The sequence below is a fragment of the Poseidonocella sp. HB161398 genome (assembly GCF_005870025.1).
Lineage (GTDB): Bacteria > Pseudomonadota > Alphaproteobacteria > Rhodobacterales > Rhodobacteraceae > Mangrovicoccus.
This window is the reverse complement of record NZ_VATA01000005.1, coordinates 1-19,068: the sequence shown is the minus strand read 5'-3', so window position 1 is coordinate 19,068 and position 19,068 is coordinate 1. Positions and strand designations below refer to the sequence as shown.

17 protein-coding genes are annotated in these 19,068 nt (G+C 68.8%); 11 read left to right on the top strand and 6 right to left on the bottom strand.

Annotated features, from left to right (window positions below; genetic code table 11):
• Positions 1 to 291: 291 nt before the first annotated feature.
• The 11 genes from FGX59_RS05940 to FGX59_RS05890 all read left to right on the top strand — a co-directional run bounded on the left by FGX59_RS05940 (position 292) and on the right by FGX59_RS05890 (position 12,021).
• On the top strand, positions 292 to 1,431 hold the full coding sequence (locus FGX59_RS05940) for a PLP-dependent cysteine synthase family protein (RefSeq protein WP_138465607.1): 1,140 nt from the start codon (positions 292 to 294) through the stop codon (positions 1,429 to 1,431).
• Positions 1,432 to 1,610: 179 nt separating this feature from the next.
• Positions 1,611 to 2,072: an Lrp/AsnC family transcriptional regulator gene (locus FGX59_RS05935; protein WP_138465606.1), complete on the top strand. Its 462-nt coding sequence runs from the start codon at positions 1,611 to 1,613 to the stop codon at positions 2,070 to 2,072.
• 345 nt (positions 2,073 to 2,417) lie between these two features.
• A complete protein-coding gene (locus FGX59_RS05930) occupies positions 2,418 to 3,953 on the top strand; it encodes an NAD(P)-binding domain-containing protein (RefSeq protein ID WP_138465605.1) in 1,536 nt (511 codons plus the stop codon).
• 2 nt (positions 3,954 to 3,955) lie between these two features.
• The gene (locus FGX59_RS05925; RefSeq protein ID WP_138465604.1) at positions 3,956 to 4,951 is read left to right on the top strand and encodes an aldo/keto reductase; all 996 of its coding nucleotides are present in this window, start codon (positions 3,956 to 3,958) and stop codon (positions 4,949 to 4,951) included.
• Between the two features lie 77 nt (positions 4,952 to 5,028).
• Positions 5,029 to 6,195, top strand: coding sequence for an ABC transporter substrate-binding protein (locus tag FGX59_RS05920; protein WP_138465603.1), 1,167 nt, complete (start codon positions 5,029 to 5,031; stop codon positions 6,193 to 6,195).
• A 52-nt stretch (positions 6,196 to 6,247) separates the two neighbouring features.
• Positions 6,248 to 7,411 carry an ABC transporter substrate-binding protein gene (locus FGX59_RS05915; RefSeq protein WP_206078290.1) on the top strand — a complete coding sequence of 388 codons (1,164 nt, stop codon included), beginning with the start codon at positions 6,248 to 6,250 and terminating at the stop codon, positions 7,409 to 7,411.
• A gap of 23 nt (positions 7,412 to 7,434) precedes the next feature.
• Positions 7,435 to 9,276: an ABC transporter permease gene (locus FGX59_RS05910; protein WP_206078289.1), complete on the top strand. Its 1,842-nt coding sequence runs from the start codon at positions 7,435 to 7,437 to the stop codon at positions 9,274 to 9,276.
• A 3-nt stretch (positions 9,277 to 9,279) separates the two neighbouring features.
• A complete protein-coding gene (locus FGX59_RS05905) occupies positions 9,280 to 10,194 on the top strand; it encodes an ABC transporter ATP-binding protein (protein ID WP_138465602.1) in 915 nt (304 codons plus the stop codon).
• Entirely contained in the window at positions 10,191 to 10,913 is a 723-nt protein-coding gene (locus tag FGX59_RS05900) for an ABC transporter ATP-binding protein (RefSeq protein WP_138465601.1), read from the top strand. Before FGX59_RS05905 ends, FGX59_RS05900 begins: the two co-directional genes overlap by 4 nt.
• Positions 10,914 to 10,962: 49 nt before the next feature.
• Positions 10,963 to 11,442 carry a hypothetical protein gene (locus tag FGX59_RS05895; protein ID WP_138465600.1) on the top strand — a complete coding sequence of 160 codons (480 nt, stop codon included), beginning with the start codon at positions 10,963 to 10,965 and terminating at the stop codon, positions 11,440 to 11,442.
• Positions 11,443 to 11,445: 3 nt separating this feature from the next.
• Positions 11,446 to 12,021 (top strand): peroxidase-related enzyme, encoded by a 576-nt coding sequence (locus tag FGX59_RS05890; RefSeq protein ID WP_138465599.1) that lies wholly within the window; start codon positions 11,446 to 11,448, stop codon positions 12,019 to 12,021.
• Positions 12,022 to 12,081: 60 nt separating this feature from the next.
• Here FGX59_RS05890 and FGX59_RS05885 read toward each other — a convergent pair whose 3' ends face one another.
• The 6 genes from FGX59_RS05885 to FGX59_RS05860 all read right to left on the bottom strand — a co-directional run bounded on the left by FGX59_RS05885 (position 12,082) and on the right by FGX59_RS05860 (position 18,970).
• Entirely contained in the window at positions 12,082 to 13,014 is a 933-nt protein-coding gene (locus FGX59_RS05885; protein ID WP_138465598.1) for an NAD(P)-dependent oxidoreductase, read from the bottom strand.
• A gap of 83 nt (positions 13,015 to 13,097) precedes the next feature.
• Positions 13,098 to 14,021 (bottom strand): 5-dehydro-4-deoxyglucarate dehydratase, encoded by a 924-nt coding sequence (locus tag FGX59_RS05880; protein ID WP_240722277.1) that lies wholly within the window; start codon positions 14,019 to 14,021, stop codon positions 13,098 to 13,100.
• A 14-nt stretch (positions 14,022 to 14,035) separates the two neighbouring features.
• Positions 14,036 to 15,199, bottom strand: coding sequence for a mandelate racemase/muconate lactonizing enzyme family protein (locus tag FGX59_RS05875; protein WP_138465597.1), 1,164 nt, complete (start codon positions 15,197 to 15,199; stop codon positions 14,036 to 14,038).
• 138 nt (positions 15,200 to 15,337) lie between these two features.
• Entirely contained in the window at positions 15,338 to 16,372 is a 1,035-nt protein-coding gene (locus FGX59_RS05870; protein ID WP_138465596.1) for a DUF475 domain-containing protein, read from the bottom strand.
• A 1-nt stretch (position 16,373) separates the two neighbouring features.
• Entirely contained in the window at positions 16,374 to 17,345 is a 972-nt protein-coding gene (locus FGX59_RS05865) for a 2-hydroxyacid dehydrogenase (protein WP_138465595.1), read from the bottom strand.
• A gap of 2 nt (positions 17,346 to 17,347) precedes the next feature.
• Complete coding sequence (locus FGX59_RS05860) at positions 17,348 to 18,970, bottom strand: ABC transporter ATP-binding protein (RefSeq protein WP_138465594.1); 1,623 nt, start codon at positions 18,968 to 18,970, stop codon at positions 17,348 to 17,350.
• Positions 18,971 to 19,068: the final 98 nt, after the last annotated feature.

The following is a 19,068-nucleotide window of genomic DNA, read 5'->3' as shown; positions in this document are numbered from 1 at the left end:
CCGCAGGACCCGGAGCCTCGCCCTCACCACGGGCATGACCGCCCGGCCGTCGCGCGACGGCCGGGCGGCGCCGTTTCCGCCTGCCGCGACTCGCCGGGCGCCATCGCGCACCGGTCCGCGACAGGCCGGGCGCCGCGCGCAATCCTCGCCGCAAGATTTTTCGCCGAAGCTCCGAAATGCGCAATCTCCCCGCGCGGACCCCCGCGAAGCCGCGGCAAGGCGCTCAGCTTTTCCGCCCCGGCCCGGCTAGAGTCGCAGGAAAGAGCAGCCGATCTTCAGCAGAGTAGTTCCATGACCGCCTTCCCGGATCCCGACCGCCCCGATCTCCGCCTCCCCGCCGGGTCCGGCACCGGCCATTGCCCCTCGCTGCAGCGCGAGGCGCCGCGGGACTGGATCGCCGGCGCGCTGGCAAGGCTGCGCGCCGAGGCCGAGGCCTCCGCCCCCACCCCGCTCTGCTTCCTCTCGCCCAAGGGCCGCCCCGACCTGCGCTTCGCCTTCAAGGACGAGTCCCGCCAGCCCACCGGCAGCCTCAAGCACCGGCTGGCCCGCTCGCTCTTCGTCAGCGGGCTCTGCTCGGGCGAGATCGGCCCGGACACGCCGCTGGTCGAGGCCTCCTCGGGCTCCACCGCGATCTCCGAGGCCTGGTTCGCCCGCATGCTGGGCCTGCGCTTCATCGCCGTCATCCCCAGGGGCACCAGCCCCGCCAAGATCGAGGCGATCCGCGCCTATGGCGGCGACTGCCACCTGGTCGCGGATCCCGCCACCGTCTATGACGAGGCCCGCCGCCTGGCGCAGGAGACCGGCGGCGTCTATCTCGACCAGTTCGGCAATGCCGCCAATGTCACCGACTGGCGGCGGGACAACATCGCCCAGGAATTCCTCGCCCAGCTGGCCGCCAGCCTCGGCCGCCTGCCCGACTGGCTGGTCATGGGCGCGGGCACCGGCGGCACCGCCACGACGATGGGCCGCTATATCCGCTATCTCGACCTGCCGGTGCGGCTCTGCATCGCCGATGTCGAATTCTCCGCCTTCTTCGAGGGCGTTCGCCGCGACGATCCCGCCGCCCGCTGCGATCGCGCCTCGCGGATCGAGGGGGTCGGCCGCCCGCGGATGGAGCCGAGCTTCCTGCCCGGCGTGGTCGACCAGATGCTGAAGGTGCCCGACGATGCCTCGGTGGCGGCGATGCATGTCCTTTCGGACCGGCTCGGCCGCCCGGTCGGCGCCTCGACCGGGGCCGCCTTCTACGCCGCCTGCGACCTGGCCGCGCGCGGCAGGCAGGAGCCGCTCTCGGTTTTCGGCCTGCTGATCTGCGACAGCGGCACCCGCTACCGCGACACCTATTTCTCGCCGGACTGGCTGGCCCGCAGCGGCATCGAGATCGCCGGGCCCGCGAAGCGGCTGGAGCGCTTCCTCGACAGCGGCACCTGGTAGGGGCATCCGGGAGCCCGCCGCGCCACAGGCGCATGCGCTTTGTGCAGTTTCCCGCAATCGGTGGAGAAATAAGGCGCCGCTGCCGCACTTTGCGGAAAATCCCGCCCCCTGCCGCCAAGACCGCTCTGCCGCAGCGCAGCGCCGCGCTTGACTGGCGCCATCCCCGGACGGAGACGCCCATGCTGGACGATCGCGACCGCAGGCTTCTGGCCCTGCTTCAGGAAAACGCGGAAATGTCGGTCAACGACATGGCCGAGACGGTCGCGCTGTCGGTTTCGGCCTGCTGGCGCCGGATCAAGCGGCTGGGCGACGAGGGCTATATCCGCCGCCGCGTCGCCGTGCTGGACCGGCGCAAGATGAATGTCCCCACGACGATCTTCGTGCTGATCCGAACTTCGGACCATTCCACCGAATGGACCGACCGGTTCCGCCGCGCCGTGGCCGACATTCCCGAAATCACCGAAACCTACCGGCTGACCGGCAATATCGACTACCTGCTGAAAATCGTCCTGCCCGATGTCGAGCATTGGGACACGATCTACAAGCGCCTGGTGACACGGCTGAATTTCTTCGATGTCTCCTCGTATATCTCGATGGAGGAAATGAAGGCGACGGGCGTGATCCCGACCTCCTACATCTAGGAATATCCGACTACCTCCAAGGACTTGCCGCGGCGCAGAATTTTCTGCGGCCGGGCGGGCGCGTTTTGCGGTCCGGCGCAATTCCGTGCCGCCGGCAGACGAATTCGCGCCAATGAATCACGCATCCTGCCTGCAGTGTGAAAGTTTTGTGCGCAATTCTGCGCTGCAGCGAAATTCTGCACCTGCAAAACTTTCCTTGTCCGTCAAAGAAGCAAAAAATTTTCTCAGCAACGGACATAGCCTGATCCCGCACGAGGGAACGCCCTGCCGTCCCGCCCCTCCGGACGGCGGACCGCGCGCTTCCCCGGCAGATCCGGGTTTCCAAATCCGCCGGAAAGGATAGGCATGAAGACGACCTCCCCTGTCACCACGCTGGACTTCGCCGTCCCGGCCACGGACCCTTCGGCGCTCGCCAATCCCTGGGATGCGGGCGCGGCGGAAAGCGTGCATCCCGCGGGCCTGCCCGGGCTCGAGGCGGAGCTTGCCTCCCAGCTCGCCCGGCTCTGCCTGCCGCGCAAGGCCTGGACGGTCCCGCGGCCCGGTCCCGACGGCACCGCCATGCTCGACGTTCTGGTGATCGGCGCGGGGCAGTACGGCACCGGCATCGGCGCCGCGCTGCGGATGAACGGCTTCGCCAATTTCCTGATCCTCGACAAGGCGGAAGAGGGCCGCGAGGGGCCCTGGGTCACCTATGCCCGCATGCCGACGCTGCGCTCGCCGAAATTCCATCCCGGCATCTGCTTCGGCGTCCCGGCCCTGACCTTCCAGAGCTGGTACCGCGCCGCCCATGGCGACACCGCCTGGGAGCGGCTCTACAAGATCCCGAACGGCGTCTGGCAGGACTACCTGGTCTGGGTGCGCCGGGTGCTCGCCCTGCCGGTCCGCAACCGCGCCGAGGCGGTCGACCTGCGCCAGGCGGGCGATCATGTCGAGGTCGCGCTGGCCGACGGATCGCTCTTGCGCGCGCGCCGGGTGATCGTCGCCAATGGCCGGATCGGCTCGGGCGGCCCGGCGCTGGTGCCGGGGGTCGATCCCGGGCTCCTGCCCGATCTGGCCGCGCATACCTCCGACCCGATCGACTTCCAGGCGCTGCGCGGCAAGCGGATCGCGGTGATCGGCACCGGCTCCTCGGCCTGGGACAACGCCGCCACCGCGCTGGAGCATGGCGCGGAAACCGTCGAGATGGTCGCCCGCCGCAAGGCCGTGCCGCAGCTCAACAAGGGCCGCCCCGCCTCGGGCATCGCCTGGATGGAGGGCTGGCAGGCGCTGCCCGATGCCGACCGCTGGCGGCTGACCTGGTACATGGACAGCATGGGCGCGCCGCCGCCGCACGAGACGATCCTGCGCACCACCCGCATGCCCGGCTTCTCGGCGCATTTCTCCTGCGGCGCGATGAGCGCGACGCGCGAGGGCGGCAAGGTCCGGCTGGCGACCGAGCACGGGCCCTCGGGGCTCTACGACTTCCTGATCCTCGGCACCGGCTTCCGCACCGACCTGTCGCAGGAGCCGCTCTTCGCCTCGATCTTCCCGGCGATCACGCTCTGGTCCGACCGCTACCAGCCGCCCGCGGACTACGCCCATCCCGGGCTCGGCCGCGCGCCCTATATCGGCCCGGGCTACGAGCTGATCGGCAAGGACGGCGCGGATCTCTCGCGGATCCACCTGTTCAACAACGCCACCTACCTGTCGACCGGCACCATGGCCTCGGACATCCCCTCGCTGGACATCGCGCCGATGCGGCTGGTCACCGGGCTGGTGCAGCAGTTCTTCACCGAGGATTTCGACGGCATGTTCGCCGAGCTGCAGGACTGGGAGGAGGAACACGAGATGAAGACCACCCCGTTCTACGCCCCCGAATTCGTCAACCAGACAGGACGCTGAGCATGACCGAGACCCTGACCCGCCCCGAGCTGCGCCAGCTCGGTGAGAGCGAGCTGAAAATCGCGCCGATGGTCTTCGGCGGCGCGGTCTTCGGCTGGACCTGTGACGCGGCGATGTCGCACCGGCTGCTCGACGCCTTCACCGACCGCGGCTTCAACTGCGTCGACACGGCCGATCTCTATTCCTTCTGGCTGCCCGGCAACAAGGGCGGCGAGTCCGAGACGATCCTCGGCGACTGGATCGCCAAGGGGAACCGCGACAGGATCGTGCTGGCGACGAAATGCGGCTCGCCGCGCACGCCGGGCGGCGGCGGCCTGTCGAAGGCGCATATCCTCAAGACCGTCGAGGAAAGCCTCGCGCGGCTGAAGACCGACCATATCGACCTCTACCAGGCGCATCGCGACGACCTGCTGACCCGCCCCGAGGAGATGCTCGGCGCCTATGACCAGCTGATCCGCGAGGGCAAGGTCCGCTATATCGGCGCCTCGAACTTCCTGGCGCCGCGGCTGAAGCAGATGCTGGATTTCGCCGAGGAGAACGGCCTGCCGCGCTTCCAGACGCTGCAGCCGAACTACAACCTCTATGACCGCAGCGACTTCGAATGGGGCTACGAGGGCTCGCTCGAACAGCTCTGCCACGACCGCAAGGTGTCGGTCATCAGCTACTTCTCGCTGGCGAGCGGCTTCCTGACCGGCAAGTACCGCACCGAGGCCGACCTGGCACGGAACCGCGCCCGCGGCGGCGACGTGGAAAAGTACCTCAACCCGCGCGGCTTCCGCATCCTCGCCGCGCTCGACCGCGCCGCCGCGCGCACCGGGGCGACGCAGGCGCAGATCGCCCTGGCCTGGGCGATGGCGCAGCGCACCGTCGCCGCGCCGATCACCTCTGCCACCTCCATGGCGCAGCTCGAAGACCTCTTCGGCGCCGCCGAGCTCGCCCTCGACAGCGAGACCCTTGCCGATCTGGACAAGGCCAGCGGCAACCCCTCGGTCAACTGACCGGACGCCTTCCCGCCAGCGCGGCGAAGATCGCGCGGCGGCTCCTCCCCTCTGCCCAACAGGAAAGGAAACGCGAGATGACCCAGAAACGGTCGCTTCCCCCCCTTACCCGCCGCGGCTTCGGCGCGCTCGCCGGCGCCGCCATGCTGACGGCCGCGCTGCCCGCCTTTGCCCAGACCTCGGGCGAGCCGGTCTATATCGGCGTCTCCGGGCCCAAGACCGGGCAGCACGCCCAGTATGGCGCGCTCTGGGTGCAGGGCTTCGACCTGGCGCTCGACAAGATCAACGCCGAGGGCGGCATCAACGGCCGGCCGCTCGAATACATCTTCGAGGACAGCCAGAACGACCCGCGCCAGACCATCGCCATCGCGCAGAAATTCATCGCCGACCCCAAGATCGTGGCCGAGGCGGGCGATTTCTCCTCGACCTCCTCGATGGCCGCCTCGCCGCTCTACCAGAGGGGCGGGCTGGTGCAGTTCGGCTTCACCAACTCGCATCCGGACTTCACCAAGACCGGCGACTACATGTGGTCGAACTCGATCCCGCAGAGCCAGGAGCAGCCGCTCTATGCCGATTTCGCGGTGAACACGCTGGGGCTGAAGAAGATCGGCGTCATGTACCTGAACACCGACTGGGGCAAGACCTCGAAGGACCTCTTCGCCGCCGCGGCCGAGGAGATGGGCGCCGAGATCGTCGCCGCCGAGGGCTACCTCGCCGACGAGAAGGACTTCCGCGCGACACTGGTCCGGCTGCGCGACGCCGCGCCCGACGGGATCATGCTGGAAAGCTACTATTCCGACGGCGCGCTGATCGTGCGGCAGCTGCGCGACCTGGGCATCGACGTGCCGATCCTGGCCACCGGCTCGATCTACTCGCCCGACTTCCTGTCGCTGGCCGGCGAGGCCGCCGAGGGCGTCTTCACCTCGGTCTATTACGCCTCTGGATCGCCGCGTCCCGAAGTGGTCGAGTTCCGCCAGGGCTTCCTCGATAAATACGGCGAGGAACCGAACCATTTCAATGCGCTGGCCTATGACGCCTTCAACATCCTGGCCGCGGTGATGCGCGAGTACGGCACGGAACGCGACGAGATCAAGGACGGGCTCGGCAAGATCTCGGGCATCTCCAGCGTGCTGTTCTCCAAGGTCGCCTTCGACCCCGAGACGCGGCGCATCTCGGGACCCGAGGTCACGCCGATCATCGTCAAGGACGGCGAATTCACCATCTACTCGCCCGAGCAGGGCTGAGCCCGCCACGGGACAGCGCCGGACCCCGGTCCGGCAGCGAAAGGATCACAACTTGGACGATTTCAGGGAACGGGCGGCGCTGAGCCGCCGGGCCTTCGGGAGCCTTGCGCTCTGGGCCATGATCGCCGCGGCGGCCCCTCTGGCCGCCCAGACCTCCGGAGAGCCGGTCTATATCGGCGTCTCCGGCCCGGTCACCGGTCCGCATGCGCAATACGGCGCGCAGTGGAAGCAGGGCTTTGACCTGGCGCTGGAGAAGATCAATGCCGATGGCGGCATCGACGGCCGGCCGCTGGACTACATCTTCGAGGACAGCCAGAACGACCCGCGCCAGACCATTGCCATCGCGCAGAAATTCATTGCCGACCAGAAGATCGCGGTGGAGGTCGGCGACTTCTCCTCGACCTCCTCGATGGCGGCCTCGCCGCTCTACCAGCGCGGGCGGTTGGTGCAGTTCGGCTTCACCAACTCGCATCCCGACTTCACGAAGACCGGCGACTACATGTGGTCGAACAACGTGCCCCAGAGCGAGGAGCAGCCGCTGGTCGCGCGCCATGTCGTCGAGGATCTCGGCATGAAGAAGATCGCGCTGCTCTATCTCAACAGCGACTGGGGCAAGACCTCGAAGGATCTCTTCGCCGAAGCCGCGACCGGGCTGGGCGCCGAGATCGTCGCCGAAGAGGCCTATCTGGGCGACGAGAAGGACTTCCGCGCGACGCTGGTGCGCGCCCGCGAGGCGGCGCCGGACGGGTTCGTGCTGGTCAGCTACTACAATGACGCGGCGCTGATCGTCCGCCAGATCCGCGATCTGGGGATCGATCTGCCGATCTATGCCGCCGGGGCGAATTCGCCGGAATTCGTCTCGCTGGCGGGCGAGGCCGGGAACGGCGTGCATACGGTGATGAACTTCGCGCCGATGTCGCCGCGCCCGGTGGTGCAGGATTTCGTCGCCGCCTTCGAGGCCGAATACGGCACCGCGCCCTCGCATTTCTCGGCCATGGCCTATGACACGTTCAACCTGCTGGCCGCGGCGATGCGCCAGTACGGCACCGGCCGCGAGGACATCAAGGACGGGCTCGGCAAGATCTCGGGGCTGGAGAGCGTGATCTTCCCCGAAGTCGCCTTCGACCCCGGGACCCGCCGCATCTCGTCCCCCGCCGTGACCGAGCTCGTCGTCCAGGACGGCGGCTATCTCCCCTATTCCGGGCCCGGCCAGTGACCGGCCGCAACAGGAGCTGCTGAATGGAGTCCCTTTCCTCCCTCATGGCCATGCCATGGCTCGACTATTCGATCTCGGGTCTCGTGATCGGGTCGATCTATGCGCTGATGGCGGTCGGGCTGGCGCTGATCTTCGGCGTCGCCAACCTGATCAACTTCGCCCACGGGGCCGTCTTCACCGTCGGCGCCTATATCGGCTGGACCTGCCTCGTCGGCATCGGCCTGCCGCTTGGCGTCACCATCGTCGTGGTGGCGGCGGTCTCGGGCGCGGCCGGCGCGCTGATCGAGTGGCTGGCGATCCGGCCCCTGAACCGGCAGTCGCGCATCGCGCCGCTGCTGGCGACGATCGGCGTCGCGCTGGTGCTGGACCAGATCATCCACATCGTCTTCTCGCCGACGCCGCGCGCGCTCTCGGCGAATATCCCCGACTGGCGGCTGCAGATCGGCAATGGCACGATCGGCGCCATCGACATCACCATCGCGCTGACCGCGATCCTCTCGGCCGCGGCGCTCTACGCCTTCCTGTTCCGCACCAAGCTCGGCATGGCCGTCCGCGCCACCGCGCAGGATGACGACGCGGCCAAGCAGATGGGCGTGAACATCAACGCGGTGAACATGACCGTCTTCGGCATCGCAGGCGCTCTGGGCGGCATCGCCGGGCTGCTGGTCGGGCTCTACTACAACTCGATCGACCCCAACGCGTCGTTCCAGATGATGCTGAAGGGCATGGTCGCGATCGTCATCGGCGGCATGGCCAATGTCCCGGGCGCAATCGGCGGCGGGCTGATCCTCGGGCTGATCGAGAGCTGGGGCATCGGGCTCTTCGGCGCGAGCTACCGCAACCTCTTCGCCTTCGTCGTGCTGCTGGTGATGCTGCTCTTCCGTCCGAACGGCATCTTCTCCCGCGGCAAGGAGCGGCCGGCCGAGCCGATGACCGGCACCTTCGTCACCCAGACCAAGGCCGTCACCCTGCCGAAGCCGCTGATCTGGGTGCTGATCGGCATCGCGGTGATCCTGCCGATGGCGAACATGCCCTACATCACCCAGGTCATGACCAACGCCTATCTCTACGGGCTCGCCGCGCTGGCGCTGACGCTGGTCTCGGGCACGGTGGGGCTGGTCTCCATCGGCCATGCCGCGCTGGTCGCGATCGGCGCCTATGCCTCGGCGCTCCTGACCACCAAGGGGCTGCCGGTCTCTCTGGGCATCGTCATCGGCGGCGCGGCGGCGGCGCTTCTGGGCACGGCGCTGGCCTATCCGGCCTTCCGGCTGCGCGGCCACTATGTCGCCATCGGCACGCTGGCATTGGGCGAGATCGTCTCGCTGGTCATCCTCAACTGGGAGGGCGTGACCAATGGCGCGCTCGGCGTCTTCGCCATTCCGCCGCTGGAGATCTTCGGCTTTCCGCTCTACGGCACCAAGGCGAGCTACTGGTTCGTGCTGGCGCTGATGCTGCTCATGGCCGGGCTGCAGGTCCGCCTGCTGAAATCCCATCTGGGCCGCACCTGGAAGGCGATCCGCGAGGACACCGTCGCGGCGGAAACCTACGGCGTCGCCTCGAACTACTACAAGGGGCTAGCCTTCGGCTTCGCGGGCTTCACCGCGGGGATCGCGGGCGCCGTCACCGCGCATCAGTGGAGCTTCATCAACTACGACAGCTTCAACCTGCTCTTCTCGGTGCTGATCCTGACCATGGCGATCCTCGGCGGGCTGGGCAATGTCTCGGGCGCGATCCTCGGCGCCATCCTGGTCGCCGCCCTGCCCGAGATGTTCCGCACGCTGGCCGAGTACCGGATGCTGTTCTACGGCGCGGCGCTCATCATCCTGATCCGTTTCCGCCCGCAGGGCCTTCTGGGGAGTGGCTGAACCATGTCCGACGCAATACTGACCGCGACCGGGATCACCCGGCGCTTCGGGGGCATCACCGCCGTCGACGGGGTGGACCTGCATGTGGCCGAGGGCGAGTTCCTCTCGGTGATCGGGCCGAACGGGGCGGGCAAGACAACGCTCTTCAACCTGATCTCCGGCCAGGACCGGATGGATGGCGGCAAGGTCACGCTCGAGGGGCGCGACATCACCAATCTCTCGCCGCACAAGATGGCCGAGATCGGGGTGGCGCGGACCTTCCAGCACGGCCGGGTCTTCGGCAACCTCACCGTGATGGACAATGTCCTGATCGGCTGCCACGTGCGACTGAAGGCGGCGCGCTCGCGGGTTCCCGTGATCGGCCCGGTGCTGGAGCTCGGCAAGGCGCTGATCCAGCCCAGGGCAGTGCGCGAGGAAGAGGAGGCCATGCGCGAGGAGGCGCGGGCCATCATCGCCACCTTCGGCGAGCGGCTGGCGCCCCGGATCGACAACCCGACCTATTCGCTGAGCTACGCGAACCGGCGCCGGGTGGAGATCGCCCGCGCCCTGGCGCTGCATCCGCGCATCCTGATCCTCGACGAGCCCACGGCGGGCATGAACGAGAGCGAGACCGCCGAGATGCAGGAGATCATCGCCGGGCTGAAGGCCTCGGGCCGCACGATCCTGCTGATCGAGCACAAGCTCAACATGGTCATGCAGCTTTCCGACCGGGTGATGGCGATGGATGACGGCAAGGTCATCTCCCACGGCACGCCCACCGAGGTGCGCAACGATCCCAAGGTGATCGAGGCCTATCTCGGCCACAGCTCGATCGGCGGGGCCCGTCCCGCCGCCCGCGACAGCGCCGAACCGCAGGAAATCATCACCGTCGGCCCGGCCCAGGGCCGGATCGGCCGGACAGGAGGTGCCGAAGCATGAAGCCGCTTCTCCAGCTTGAGAATGTCAATTCCTTCTACGGCCCCGTCCAGGTCCATTTCGACCTGTCGCTGACCGTGCCCGAAAACGCCATCGTCTGCCTCTTGGGCGGCAATGCCTCGGGCAAGTCGACGACGATGAAGACCATCCTCGGCCTGCAGGTCCCGAAATCGGGCAAGGTGACGATGGAGGGCCGGGACATCACCGGCCTGCCCACCCCCGAGATCGTCCGCGCGGGCATCGCCACCGTTCCGGAGGCGCGCCGCCTCTTCGGCGACATGACCGTGCGGGAGAACCTCCTGATGGGCGCCTATGCCCGCAGCGACAAGCCCGGGATCGACGAGGATTACGAGAAGGTGCTCGGCCTCTTCCCGCGACTGAAGCAGCGGCTCGGCCAGAAGGCCGGGACCATGTCGGGGGGCGAGCAGCAGATGGTCGCCATGGCCCGCGCTCTGATGGCGCGGCCCAGGCTCATCTGCATGGACGAACCCACCATGGGGCTCTCGCCCCTCTTCGTCGACCGCGTGCTGGAGCTGATCGCCACCGTGCGCCAGACCGGCGTCTCGGTCTTCATGGTGGAGCAGAACGCCTCCATGGCGCTGAGCATCGCCGATTACGGCTATGTGCTGCAGACCGGCCGGATCGTGCTCGAGGGCCCGGCCGGCGACCTCCTGGCCGATCCGCGCATCCGGTCGGCCTATCTGGGCGACACCGCCGCCTGAGACCGGGGGACGGCGCGTGCCGTCCCCGAGACAATCCCGAGAGGACATCATGCTTGACGAACCCAAGGACACGCTCGCCCGCCTGACCGGCGGCGCGGGAGCGGAGATTGCGGCCGCCCGCCCGGCTGTCGCCGCCGCGATGGAGGCCTCGCAGGAGGCCCTGCTGGGCGAGGGATCCTCGCCGCATCTTGGCATGGCCGAGAAGCACCTGGTCGCGCTGGCCGTCGCCGCCTGGCACGCGGATGCCGGAGCCGTGGCGCTCTATTCCGGAACCGCCGCGGCGGCCGGGGCCAGCGAGGCCGAGATCGCCGCCGCGACCGGCGGCAATGCCGAAGACCCGCGCCTGGCCGCGCTGATGGCGCATGCGAAGATGCTGACCTTCGCGCCGGCCGACAGCTCGACCGCGAAGCTCGACGAACTGCGCGCCGCGGGCGTCAGCGAGGATGGCGTCATCGCCGTCTCGCAGCTGGCCGCCTATCTCTCCCACCAACTGCGCGCCGCCCATATGCTGCGCCTGCTCGGAGCCTGAGCCATGGCAGAGGCCATCCCCTTCACGATGAAGATGCTGGAATGGAAATCCTGGAGCGATCCGATGGTGCTGGAGGACTGCTCGGAGGAGCAGATCGCGGTGCTCGAGGAATCCGACCCGGTCGCCAAGACGCATGAATACTACCTGACGCTGGTGCGCGACCCGGCGGCGCTGCTGGCGCGCTCGCGGCTGTTCAACGCGATCATGTATTCCGAGGAAGGCGCGCCGCGCGCCGAGAAGGAATTCGCCGCCACCGCGGAAAGCATGCTGAACGGCTGCGTCTTCTGCGCCTCGGTGCATGCCCGGCTCTATTCGCGCTATGCCAAGGACCGGCCCACCATGCAGGCCTTCCTCGATACCGGGCTCGACATGGAGCTGCCGGACCGGCTGCGCGCCATCGCCGATTTCGCCACCGCGCTGGCCGCGACGCCGCCGACCGCCGGGCAGGCCCATGTCGACGCGCTGAAGGCCGAAGGCATGACCGCCGAAGAGATCATGGACATCGCCAATGCGGTCGCCATGTTCGCCTGGGCCAACCGGCTGATGCTGACGCTGGGCGCGCCGCAGTACCAGGCCTGAGGCTGCGCCCGCGTCCCCGGCAGGTCCCCGCTCCCGGGCCTGCCGGCGGCCGCCCTTATCTCAGACCAGGCAGGCCGGGTCGATCGCCTCGCCCGCGGCATGGGCGCGGATATTGCCCGCCCAGTGGCGCACGATGCGGGCGAAATTGTCCCGCGTCCGCCCGCCTGCATGGGCGGTGAAGACGGTGTTGGGCGCGCTGCGGATCGGCGCGCCGGGCGGCAGCGGCTCGGGGTCGAACGCGTCGAGCCCCGCCGCCCCGATCTGCCCCGAGGCCAGCGCCGCGGCCAGGGCCGCCTCGTCGATCAGGTCGCCGCGGGCGGTATTGACGATGACGGCGCCGGGCTTCATCCGCGCGAGGGTCTGCGCATTCAGCAGGTGCCGCGTCGCGGGCGTCGAGGGGGCGTGCAGGCTGAGGATGTCGACCCGCGGCAGCATCTCCTCGAAGGGCGTCGCGCCGGGCCCGCCCGAGGCGCGCGAATGCAGCACCTCGCAATCGAAGCCCGCCAGCCGCTTCTCCACCTCCTTCGCGATGGCGCCGTAGCCGACCAGCCCGACCGTCGCGCCGGTCAGGTCGCGCCCGGTTTCGTAGAGGTCCGGCTCCGCCCAGGCGCCGTCGCGGATCAGCCGGTCCGCCACGCAGACCCGGCGCAGGCAGGCCAGCATCAGCGCCAGCGCCAGATCGGCCACCGAGGGCGCGTTGATCCCCGGCGAGCGGGCGATGGCAAGCCCCCGCGCCCTGGCCTCGGCGATCGGGATGCCGTCTGTGCCGGTGCCCCATTGGTGGATCATCTTCAGGTCCGGCCCGGCATCGAGCAGGGCCGCGGGCATCTTCACCGCGCGCACCAGCGCGTATTCCGCCCCCGCCAGCGCAGCGGCCCGGTCGGCATCGTCATTGGAGGCGCAGAAGACCAGCTCCATGTCCTCCCCGGCAAGGCCGGCGAGCTTCGGGCGGATTTCTGGCGGGAAATATTCGAGCAGGGCAACCTTGGGCATCGTTACAGCATCCGTTTCGGCAGGTCGGCAAGAGGAAGCGGCCCCCCGGGATCCGGGAGGCCGCCAGGTCCGGTCGGGCGGGATCAGGAGCGGCCGCGGATCAGGTCCTGCATCAGCTCCATCTCCTCGCCGGTCAGGTCGGTCAGCGGCGCGCGCACCGGCCCGGCCTCGAAGCCGCGCAGGCGGACCCCGGCCTTGATCGCCGAGACGGCATAGCCGGTCTTGCGGTCGCGGATCTTCGCGAAGGGATAGTAGAACTCCTTCAGCAGCCGCTCGCAGGTCGCGTCATCGCCCCGGGTGAAGGCCTGGTGGAACTCGGTCGCGATCCCCGGGACGAAGTTGAAGACGGCCGAGGAATAGGTCGGCATCCCCGCCCCGCGATAGGCCTGGGCGAAAAGCTCGTGCGTCGGCATCCCGCCGATATAGCTCAGCCGGTCGCCCATGGTCAGGGTCACGCGGCGCACCGTGTCGATGTCGCCGGTGCCGTCCTTGAAGCCGATCAGGTTCGGGTTGGCCTCCGCCAGCCGCTCCAGCGCCTCGGCGGTGACCCGCGCCTGGCCGCGGTTGTAGACGATGACGCCCATCTGCGTGGACTTGCAGACCGCGTCGATGCGCGCCTCGATCCCGTCGGCCGGGGCGCCGATCAGGTAGTGCGGCAGCAGCAGGATGCCGTCGCCGCCCGCCGCCTCGATCGCCTGCGCCATTTCGCAGGCCATCTTGGTGCCGTAGCCGCAGCCCGCGATGATCGGCTCGTCGGGATAGGCCTCCTTGGCGGTGCGCACGACCTCGACCACCTCCGTGGGCGTCAGCGAGAACAGCTCGCCCGTGCCGCCGGCGACGATCAGCCCGGCGCAGGGATGGCCCGAGAGCCATTCCAGATGCGCGCGGAACGGGCCTGCCGCGAAATTGTCGTTCTCGTCGAAGGGCGTCACCGGAAAGGACAGCAGCCCGGTCCGGATCCGCGCCTTCAGGTCGTCGTTCTCGAGCATGGGACGTGTGTCGAGCATGGTCTCTCTCCCTCTCAGAGCCCCGGCATGGAGCCGATCACATGGGTGTCCTTGGTCGCGGCGCGGGCCGCGCCCGAGAGCGTCAGGCCGAAGCCCGGCGCGTCGGGGATGTGGATGCAGCCCTCGGCGATGGCCAGTCGCTCCTCGAAGAGCGGCTCGAACCAGTCGAAATGCTCCACCCAGACCTCGCCGGAATAGGCGGCGGCCAGGTGGATGTGCTGCTCCATCACGAAATGCGGGGCAAGGCCGATGCGGGCCTCCTCGGCCAGGGCCATCACCTTCAGGAAGGGGGTGATCCCGCCGATCCGCGGCGCGTCGACCTGGGTGAAGCCGCAGCCGCCCGCGCGGATCAGCTGGCGGTGCTCGGCGACCGAGGTCAGCATCTCGCCGGTGGCGACCGGCGTCGCCAGCGTCGCGGCCAGCGCGCCATGGCCCTCGTGGTCGCGCGCGGCCAGCGGCTCCTCGATGAAGGCCAGGCCCAGGTCGTCGATCTCGCGGCAGAAGCTGGCCGCCTGCGGCCGGCTCCATTGCTGGTTGGCATCGACCATCAGCGCCACGCGGCCGCCGGTCACCTCGCGCAGCGCCGCGATCCGGCGCATGTCCTCGGCGCGGTCGGGCTGGCCGACCTTCATCTTGATGCCGCCGATGCCGCGGGCGATGGCCGCCTCGGCGCCGTCGCGCATCTCGGGGATGGTCGCCTGCAGGTACTGGCCCGAGGTGTTGTAGACCGGCACCGCCTCGCGATGGGCGCCGAGCAGATGCGCCAGCGGCAGGCCCGCGCGCTTGGCCTTGAGGTCCCACAGCGCCGCGTCGAAGGCAGCGATGCACTGCGCGGCCGCCCCGCCCTCGCCCAGCGAGTTGGTGCGCCAGGCGAGCTTCTCCCACAGCCAGGAGATGCGGTTGGGGTCCTCGTCGAGCAGCAGCGGCCCGATCTCGCGCGCCAGCGCCAGGAGCGCGGTGCCCCCTGCGCGCAGCGTGTAGGAGAAGCCCATGCCCGTGATCCCCTGATCCGAGACGATCTCGACGATCAGCAGGTCGACCCCGGCCAGCGGCGTCTGCCGCCCGGTCGCGACCTTGGCGTCGGAGACCGGCTTGGCGATGGGCTGGACCACGTGGCTGAGCCTCAGCCCGGTGATCCTGTCGAACTTGGTGACGGCGATGCGTTCCGCCCGTGTCATGTGCCTGTCCTCCTCGGTGGCGGTATCGGCCCCTTTCCCGCGCACAGGCGCGAAGGGACCGTTCCGGCCGCCGCTACAGGGCGGCCGGGCAGTGATCCGCGGCAGTGCCGCGGACCGGTTGACGATGCGGCGGGGCGGCTACTCGGCTGCCTCGCGTTCGAGCCGCCGGTGCCGCAGCGACGAGATCATGGCCAGCCCGATGAAGGTGGCGCCCAGCAGCCCGGTGACGAGCTCGGGGATATGGACCAGCGTCTGCGCGAACATGATCACCGACAGCACCAGGATCGACCAGAAGGCGCCATGCTCCAGGTAGCGGAACTCGGCCAGGGTCTGCTTCTCCACCAGCATGATGGTCATCGAGCGGACATAGAGCGCGCCGATGCCCAGGCCGATGGCGATCAGGAACAGGTTCTGGGTCAGCGCGAAGGCGCCGATCACCCCGTCGAAGCTGAAGCTGGCATCGAGCACCTCGAGATACATGAAGGCGCCGAAGCCGCCCTTGGCCACCGCCCCGGCGGCGCCCGGCCGGTCGAGCAGATGGCCCAGCATGTCGACGCCCAGGAAGGCCAGCAGCCCGGTCACCCCGGCAAAGAGGAACTCGTCCTGCGAGCTCTCGGGCAGCACCGTCGAGAAGATCGCCATCAGCGCCAGGACCAGCGCGATCTCGGCGCCCCGGACCGAGCCGCAGCGGCGCAGCGCGCGTTCGCAGCCCGAGATCCAGTCGACCTCCTTGCCGTCATCGATGAAGTAGCTCAGCGCCACCATCATCAGGAAGGCGCCGCCGAAGGCCGCGATGGACAGATGCGCGCCGCGGATGATCTCGGCGTATTCGGCCGGCTTCGTCGCCGCCAGGCGGATCGCCTCGATCGGGCCGAGCCCGGCCGCGACCACCACGATCAGCAGCGGAAAGACGATGCGCATGCCGAAGACCGCGATCAGGATCCCCCAGGTCAGGAAGCGCTGGCGCCAGACCGGCTCCATGTCCTTGAGCTTGTTGGCATTGACGATGGCGTTGTCGAAGCTCAGCGAGATCTCGAGGATCGCCAGGATCGCGCCGATCATCAGGAAGCTGAGCGCGCCGGACAGCGTGCCGGAGAAGCTCCAGCCTAGCCAGAAGGCCAGCAGGAGCCCCAGCCCGGTCAGGCCGTAGGCCCATCCGAAATACCTCAGCATGTCATGCCCCGGCCGGCTCGGGCATGTAGCCCGAAAGGTCGACTTCGGTCAGCAGGGGCCGGCCCGCATGCAGCGCGGCGAGGTTGTCGACGACCAGCTGGGCCATCGCGTCCCGGGTCTCGACCGTGCCCGAGGCATGGTGCGGATAGAGCGTGGTGTTTTCCAGCTGCGACAGCCGCGGATCGGGATCGGGCTCGGAGGCATAGACATCCAGCGCGGCATGGCCCAGCCGCCCGTCCGCCAGGCAGGCGATCATCGCCTCCTCGTCGACCACCGTCCCGCGGGCGACATTGACCAGCAGGCCCTCGGGCCCGAGCGCTTCCATCACCCGTTCCGAGATCAGCCCGCGCGTGCCCTCGCCGCCCGCGACGATGGCGATCAGCGTGTCGGCCTGGGAGGCCAGATCGGCCAGATCGGCGACATGGGCCCAGGGCACGTCCTTCGCACGGCGGTTCCAGTAGCGGACCTCCATCCCCATCGCCTCGCCGCGGCGCGCGATGGCCTGGCCGATCGTGCCCATCCCGGCGATGCCCAGCACCTTGCCCGAGGTGGAGTGCATCAGCGGCATCGGCCCCTTCTTCGCCCAGTCGCCCGAGCGCACCCAGGCATCGCCCTGCACCATGCCGCGCCGCGCCGCGAGCATCAGCATGATCGCGGTATCGGCGACATCGTCGCAGAGCGCGGGCGAGGAATTGGTCAGCTTCACCCCCCGCCGCGCCATCTCGGCCACGTCGAACCCGTCGAACCCGGCCGAGGAGCAGGCGACCAGCTCCAGCTTCGGCATGGCATCGAGGATCTCGCGGTTCATCGGCGCGTGGCCATTGGTGGCCACCCCGCGGCATTTCGGGCCGTGCTCGGCGAGGAAGGCGGTCTTGTCGGCGGCCAGGTCGTAGCGGTGCAGCGTGTAGGCGGCCTCGAGCTGGGCCATCGCCTTCGGGCGCTGCGGGTAGAGCATCATTACGTCGGGTTTCATCGTCACGCGACCTCCTTGGCCATTCTTTCAGCGCGGCGGCGCGCCTGGATCTCGGGATCCGGATCGAGCGAGGCCGCCAGCAGATTGCGGGTATAGTCCTCCCGCGGGGCCTCGAATATCTGGTGCACCCCGCCCTGTTCCACAATCCGGCCGCCCTGCATCACGATCACGCGGTCGGCAAAATCGCGCACGACGGGCAGATCATGGGCAATGAAGATATAACTTAGGCCATGTTCGTCCTTCAGCCGGTCGAGAAGCTGGATCACCTGCGCCTGGACCTGCACGTCGAGCGCCGAGACCGCCTCGTCGCAGACGATGATCCGGGGCTCGAGCGCCAGGGCGCGCGCGATGGCGATGCGCTGCCGCTGCCCGCCCGAGAACTGGTGCGGATGGCGGTACATGTGCTCCTCGCTCAGCCCGACCTCGCAGAGCAGTTCGGCCACCCGCTGCTTCCAGCGCGATTTCGGCAGGATGTCGCCATGGATCGCCCAGGCCTCGGCGATCAGCTGGTAGACCGACATGCGCGGGTTGAGGCTCTGCGTCGGGTCCTGGAACACCATCTGGATGTCGCGGCGCATGGCGTGGAGCTCGCGCGGCGACATGGTGAAGAGGTCCTGCCCGCGATAGAGCGCCTCGCCCGCCGTGGCCTCCTCCAGCCGCAGGAGCAGCCGCGCGGTGGTCGACTTGCCCGAGCCCGACTCGCCGACGATGGCCAGGGTCTCGCCCTCGCGCAGGTCGAAGCTGACGCCGTGCAGCGCGGTGAAGGCGCCGTACTGCTTGCGCACATGGCGCAGCGACAGGATCGGCGCGGTGTCGAGCTCGTCGGGATGGATCTCGCCCTGGCCCGGCGCGGCGGCGATCAGCCGCTTGGTATAGGGGTGCTGCGGGTTGCGGTAGACCTCTGCCGCGGTGCCCTTCTCGACGATCTCGCCCTTGTTCATCACCACCACGCGATGCGCGATCTCGGCGACCACGCCGAGGTCATGGGTGATGATGACCAGCGCCATGCCGGTCTCCTTCTGCAGCTCTTCGAGCAGCCCGAGGATCTGCGCCTGCACCGTCACGTCGAGCGCGGTGGTCGGCTCGTCGGCGATCAGCACGTCGGGCTTCAGCGCCAGCGCCATGGCGATCATCAGCCGCTGCCGCTGCCCGCCCGAGAACTGGTGCGGGTATTTTGCGGCGGCCGCCTCCGGATCGGGGATGCCGACCTTGGCCAGCAGCCGCAGCGTCTCGGCCCTGGCCTCGGCGCGCGGCGTGCCGTGGATGACCATGGTCTCCTCGATCTGCCAGCCGACGGCATAGACCGGGTTCAGGTGGCTCAGCGGATCCTGGAAGATCATGGCGATGCGCTTGCCGTTGATGGCGCGGCGCTCGGCCCGGCTCATCTCCAAGAGGTTCTTCCCCTCGAAGAGGATCTCGCCGGTGTCGATCCGCCCCGGCGGCATGTCGATCAGGTCGAGCACGGCCGAGGAGCTGACCGACTTGCCCGAGCCGGATTCGCCCAGGATCGCCAGCACGTCGCCGCGGTCCACGGTCCAGCTCACATGCTTGACCGCATGGACGGGCCCGCGGGCGGTGTCGAAGGTAACAGAAAGGTTGCGGACTTCGAGAAGCGGATCAGCCATTCTTCTTTCCTCCGGTTTCGAGGCGCCAGCGCTGGGTCGGGTCGAGGGCGATGCGCATCCAGTTCGACAAGAGGTTCAGCGACAGCGTGGTCAGGATG

Bases quoted from the DNA above. Each gene is read 5' to 3' on its own strand.
- FGX59_RS05930 (WP_138465605.1), top strand. From the start codon at position 2,418: ATGAAGACGACCTCCCCTGTCACCACGCTGGACTTCGCCGTCCCGGCC.
- FGX59_RS05940 (WP_138465607.1), top strand. From the start codon at position 292: ATGACCGCCTTCCCGGATCCCGACCGCCCCGATCTCCGCCTCCCCGCC.
- FGX59_RS05865 (WP_138465595.1), bottom strand. From the start codon at position 17,345: ATGAAACCCGACGTAATGATGCTCTACCCGCAGCGCCCGAAGGCGATG.
- FGX59_RS05870 (WP_138465596.1), bottom strand. From the start codon at position 16,372: ATGCTGAGGTATTTCGGATGGGCCTACGGCCTGACCGGGCTGGGGCTC.
- FGX59_RS05895 (WP_138465600.1), top strand. From the start codon at position 10,963: ATGCTTGACGAACCCAAGGACACGCTCGCCCGCCTGACCGGCGGCGCG.
- FGX59_RS05905 (WP_138465602.1), top strand. From the start codon at position 9,280: ATGTCCGACGCAATACTGACCGCGACCGGGATCACCCGGCGCTTCGGG.
- FGX59_RS05925 (WP_138465604.1), top strand. From the start codon at position 3,956: ATGACCGAGACCCTGACCCGCCCCGAGCTGCGCCAGCTCGGTGAGAGC.
- FGX59_RS05890 (WP_138465599.1), top strand. From the start codon at position 11,446: ATGGCAGAGGCCATCCCCTTCACGATGAAGATGCTGGAATGGAAATCC.
- FGX59_RS05920 (WP_138465603.1), top strand. From the start codon at position 5,029: ATGACCCAGAAACGGTCGCTTCCCCCCCTTACCCGCCGCGGCTTCGGC.
- FGX59_RS05900 (WP_138465601.1), top strand. From the start codon at position 10,191: ATGAAGCCGCTTCTCCAGCTTGAGAATGTCAATTCCTTCTACGGCCCC.
- FGX59_RS05885 (WP_138465598.1), bottom strand. From the start codon at position 13,014: ATGCCCAAGGTTGCCCTGCTCGAATATTTCCCGCCAGAAATCCGCCCG.
- FGX59_RS05935 (WP_138465606.1), top strand. From the start codon at position 1,611: ATGCTGGACGATCGCGACCGCAGGCTTCTGGCCCTGCTTCAGGAAAAC.
- FGX59_RS05880 (WP_240722277.1), bottom strand. From the start codon at position 14,021: ATGCTCGACACACGTCCCATGCTCGAGAACGACGACCTGAAGGCGCGG.
- FGX59_RS05860 (WP_138465594.1), bottom strand. From the start codon at position 18,970: ATGGCTGATCCGCTTCTCGAAGTCCGCAACCTTTCTGTTACCTTCGAC.
- FGX59_RS05910 (WP_206078289.1), top strand. From the start codon at position 7,435: ATGGAGTCCCTTTCCTCCCTCATGGCCATGCCATGGCTCGACTATTCG.
- FGX59_RS05875 (WP_138465597.1), bottom strand. From the start codon at position 15,199: ATGACACGGGCGGAACGCATCGCCGTCACCAAGTTCGACAGGATCACC.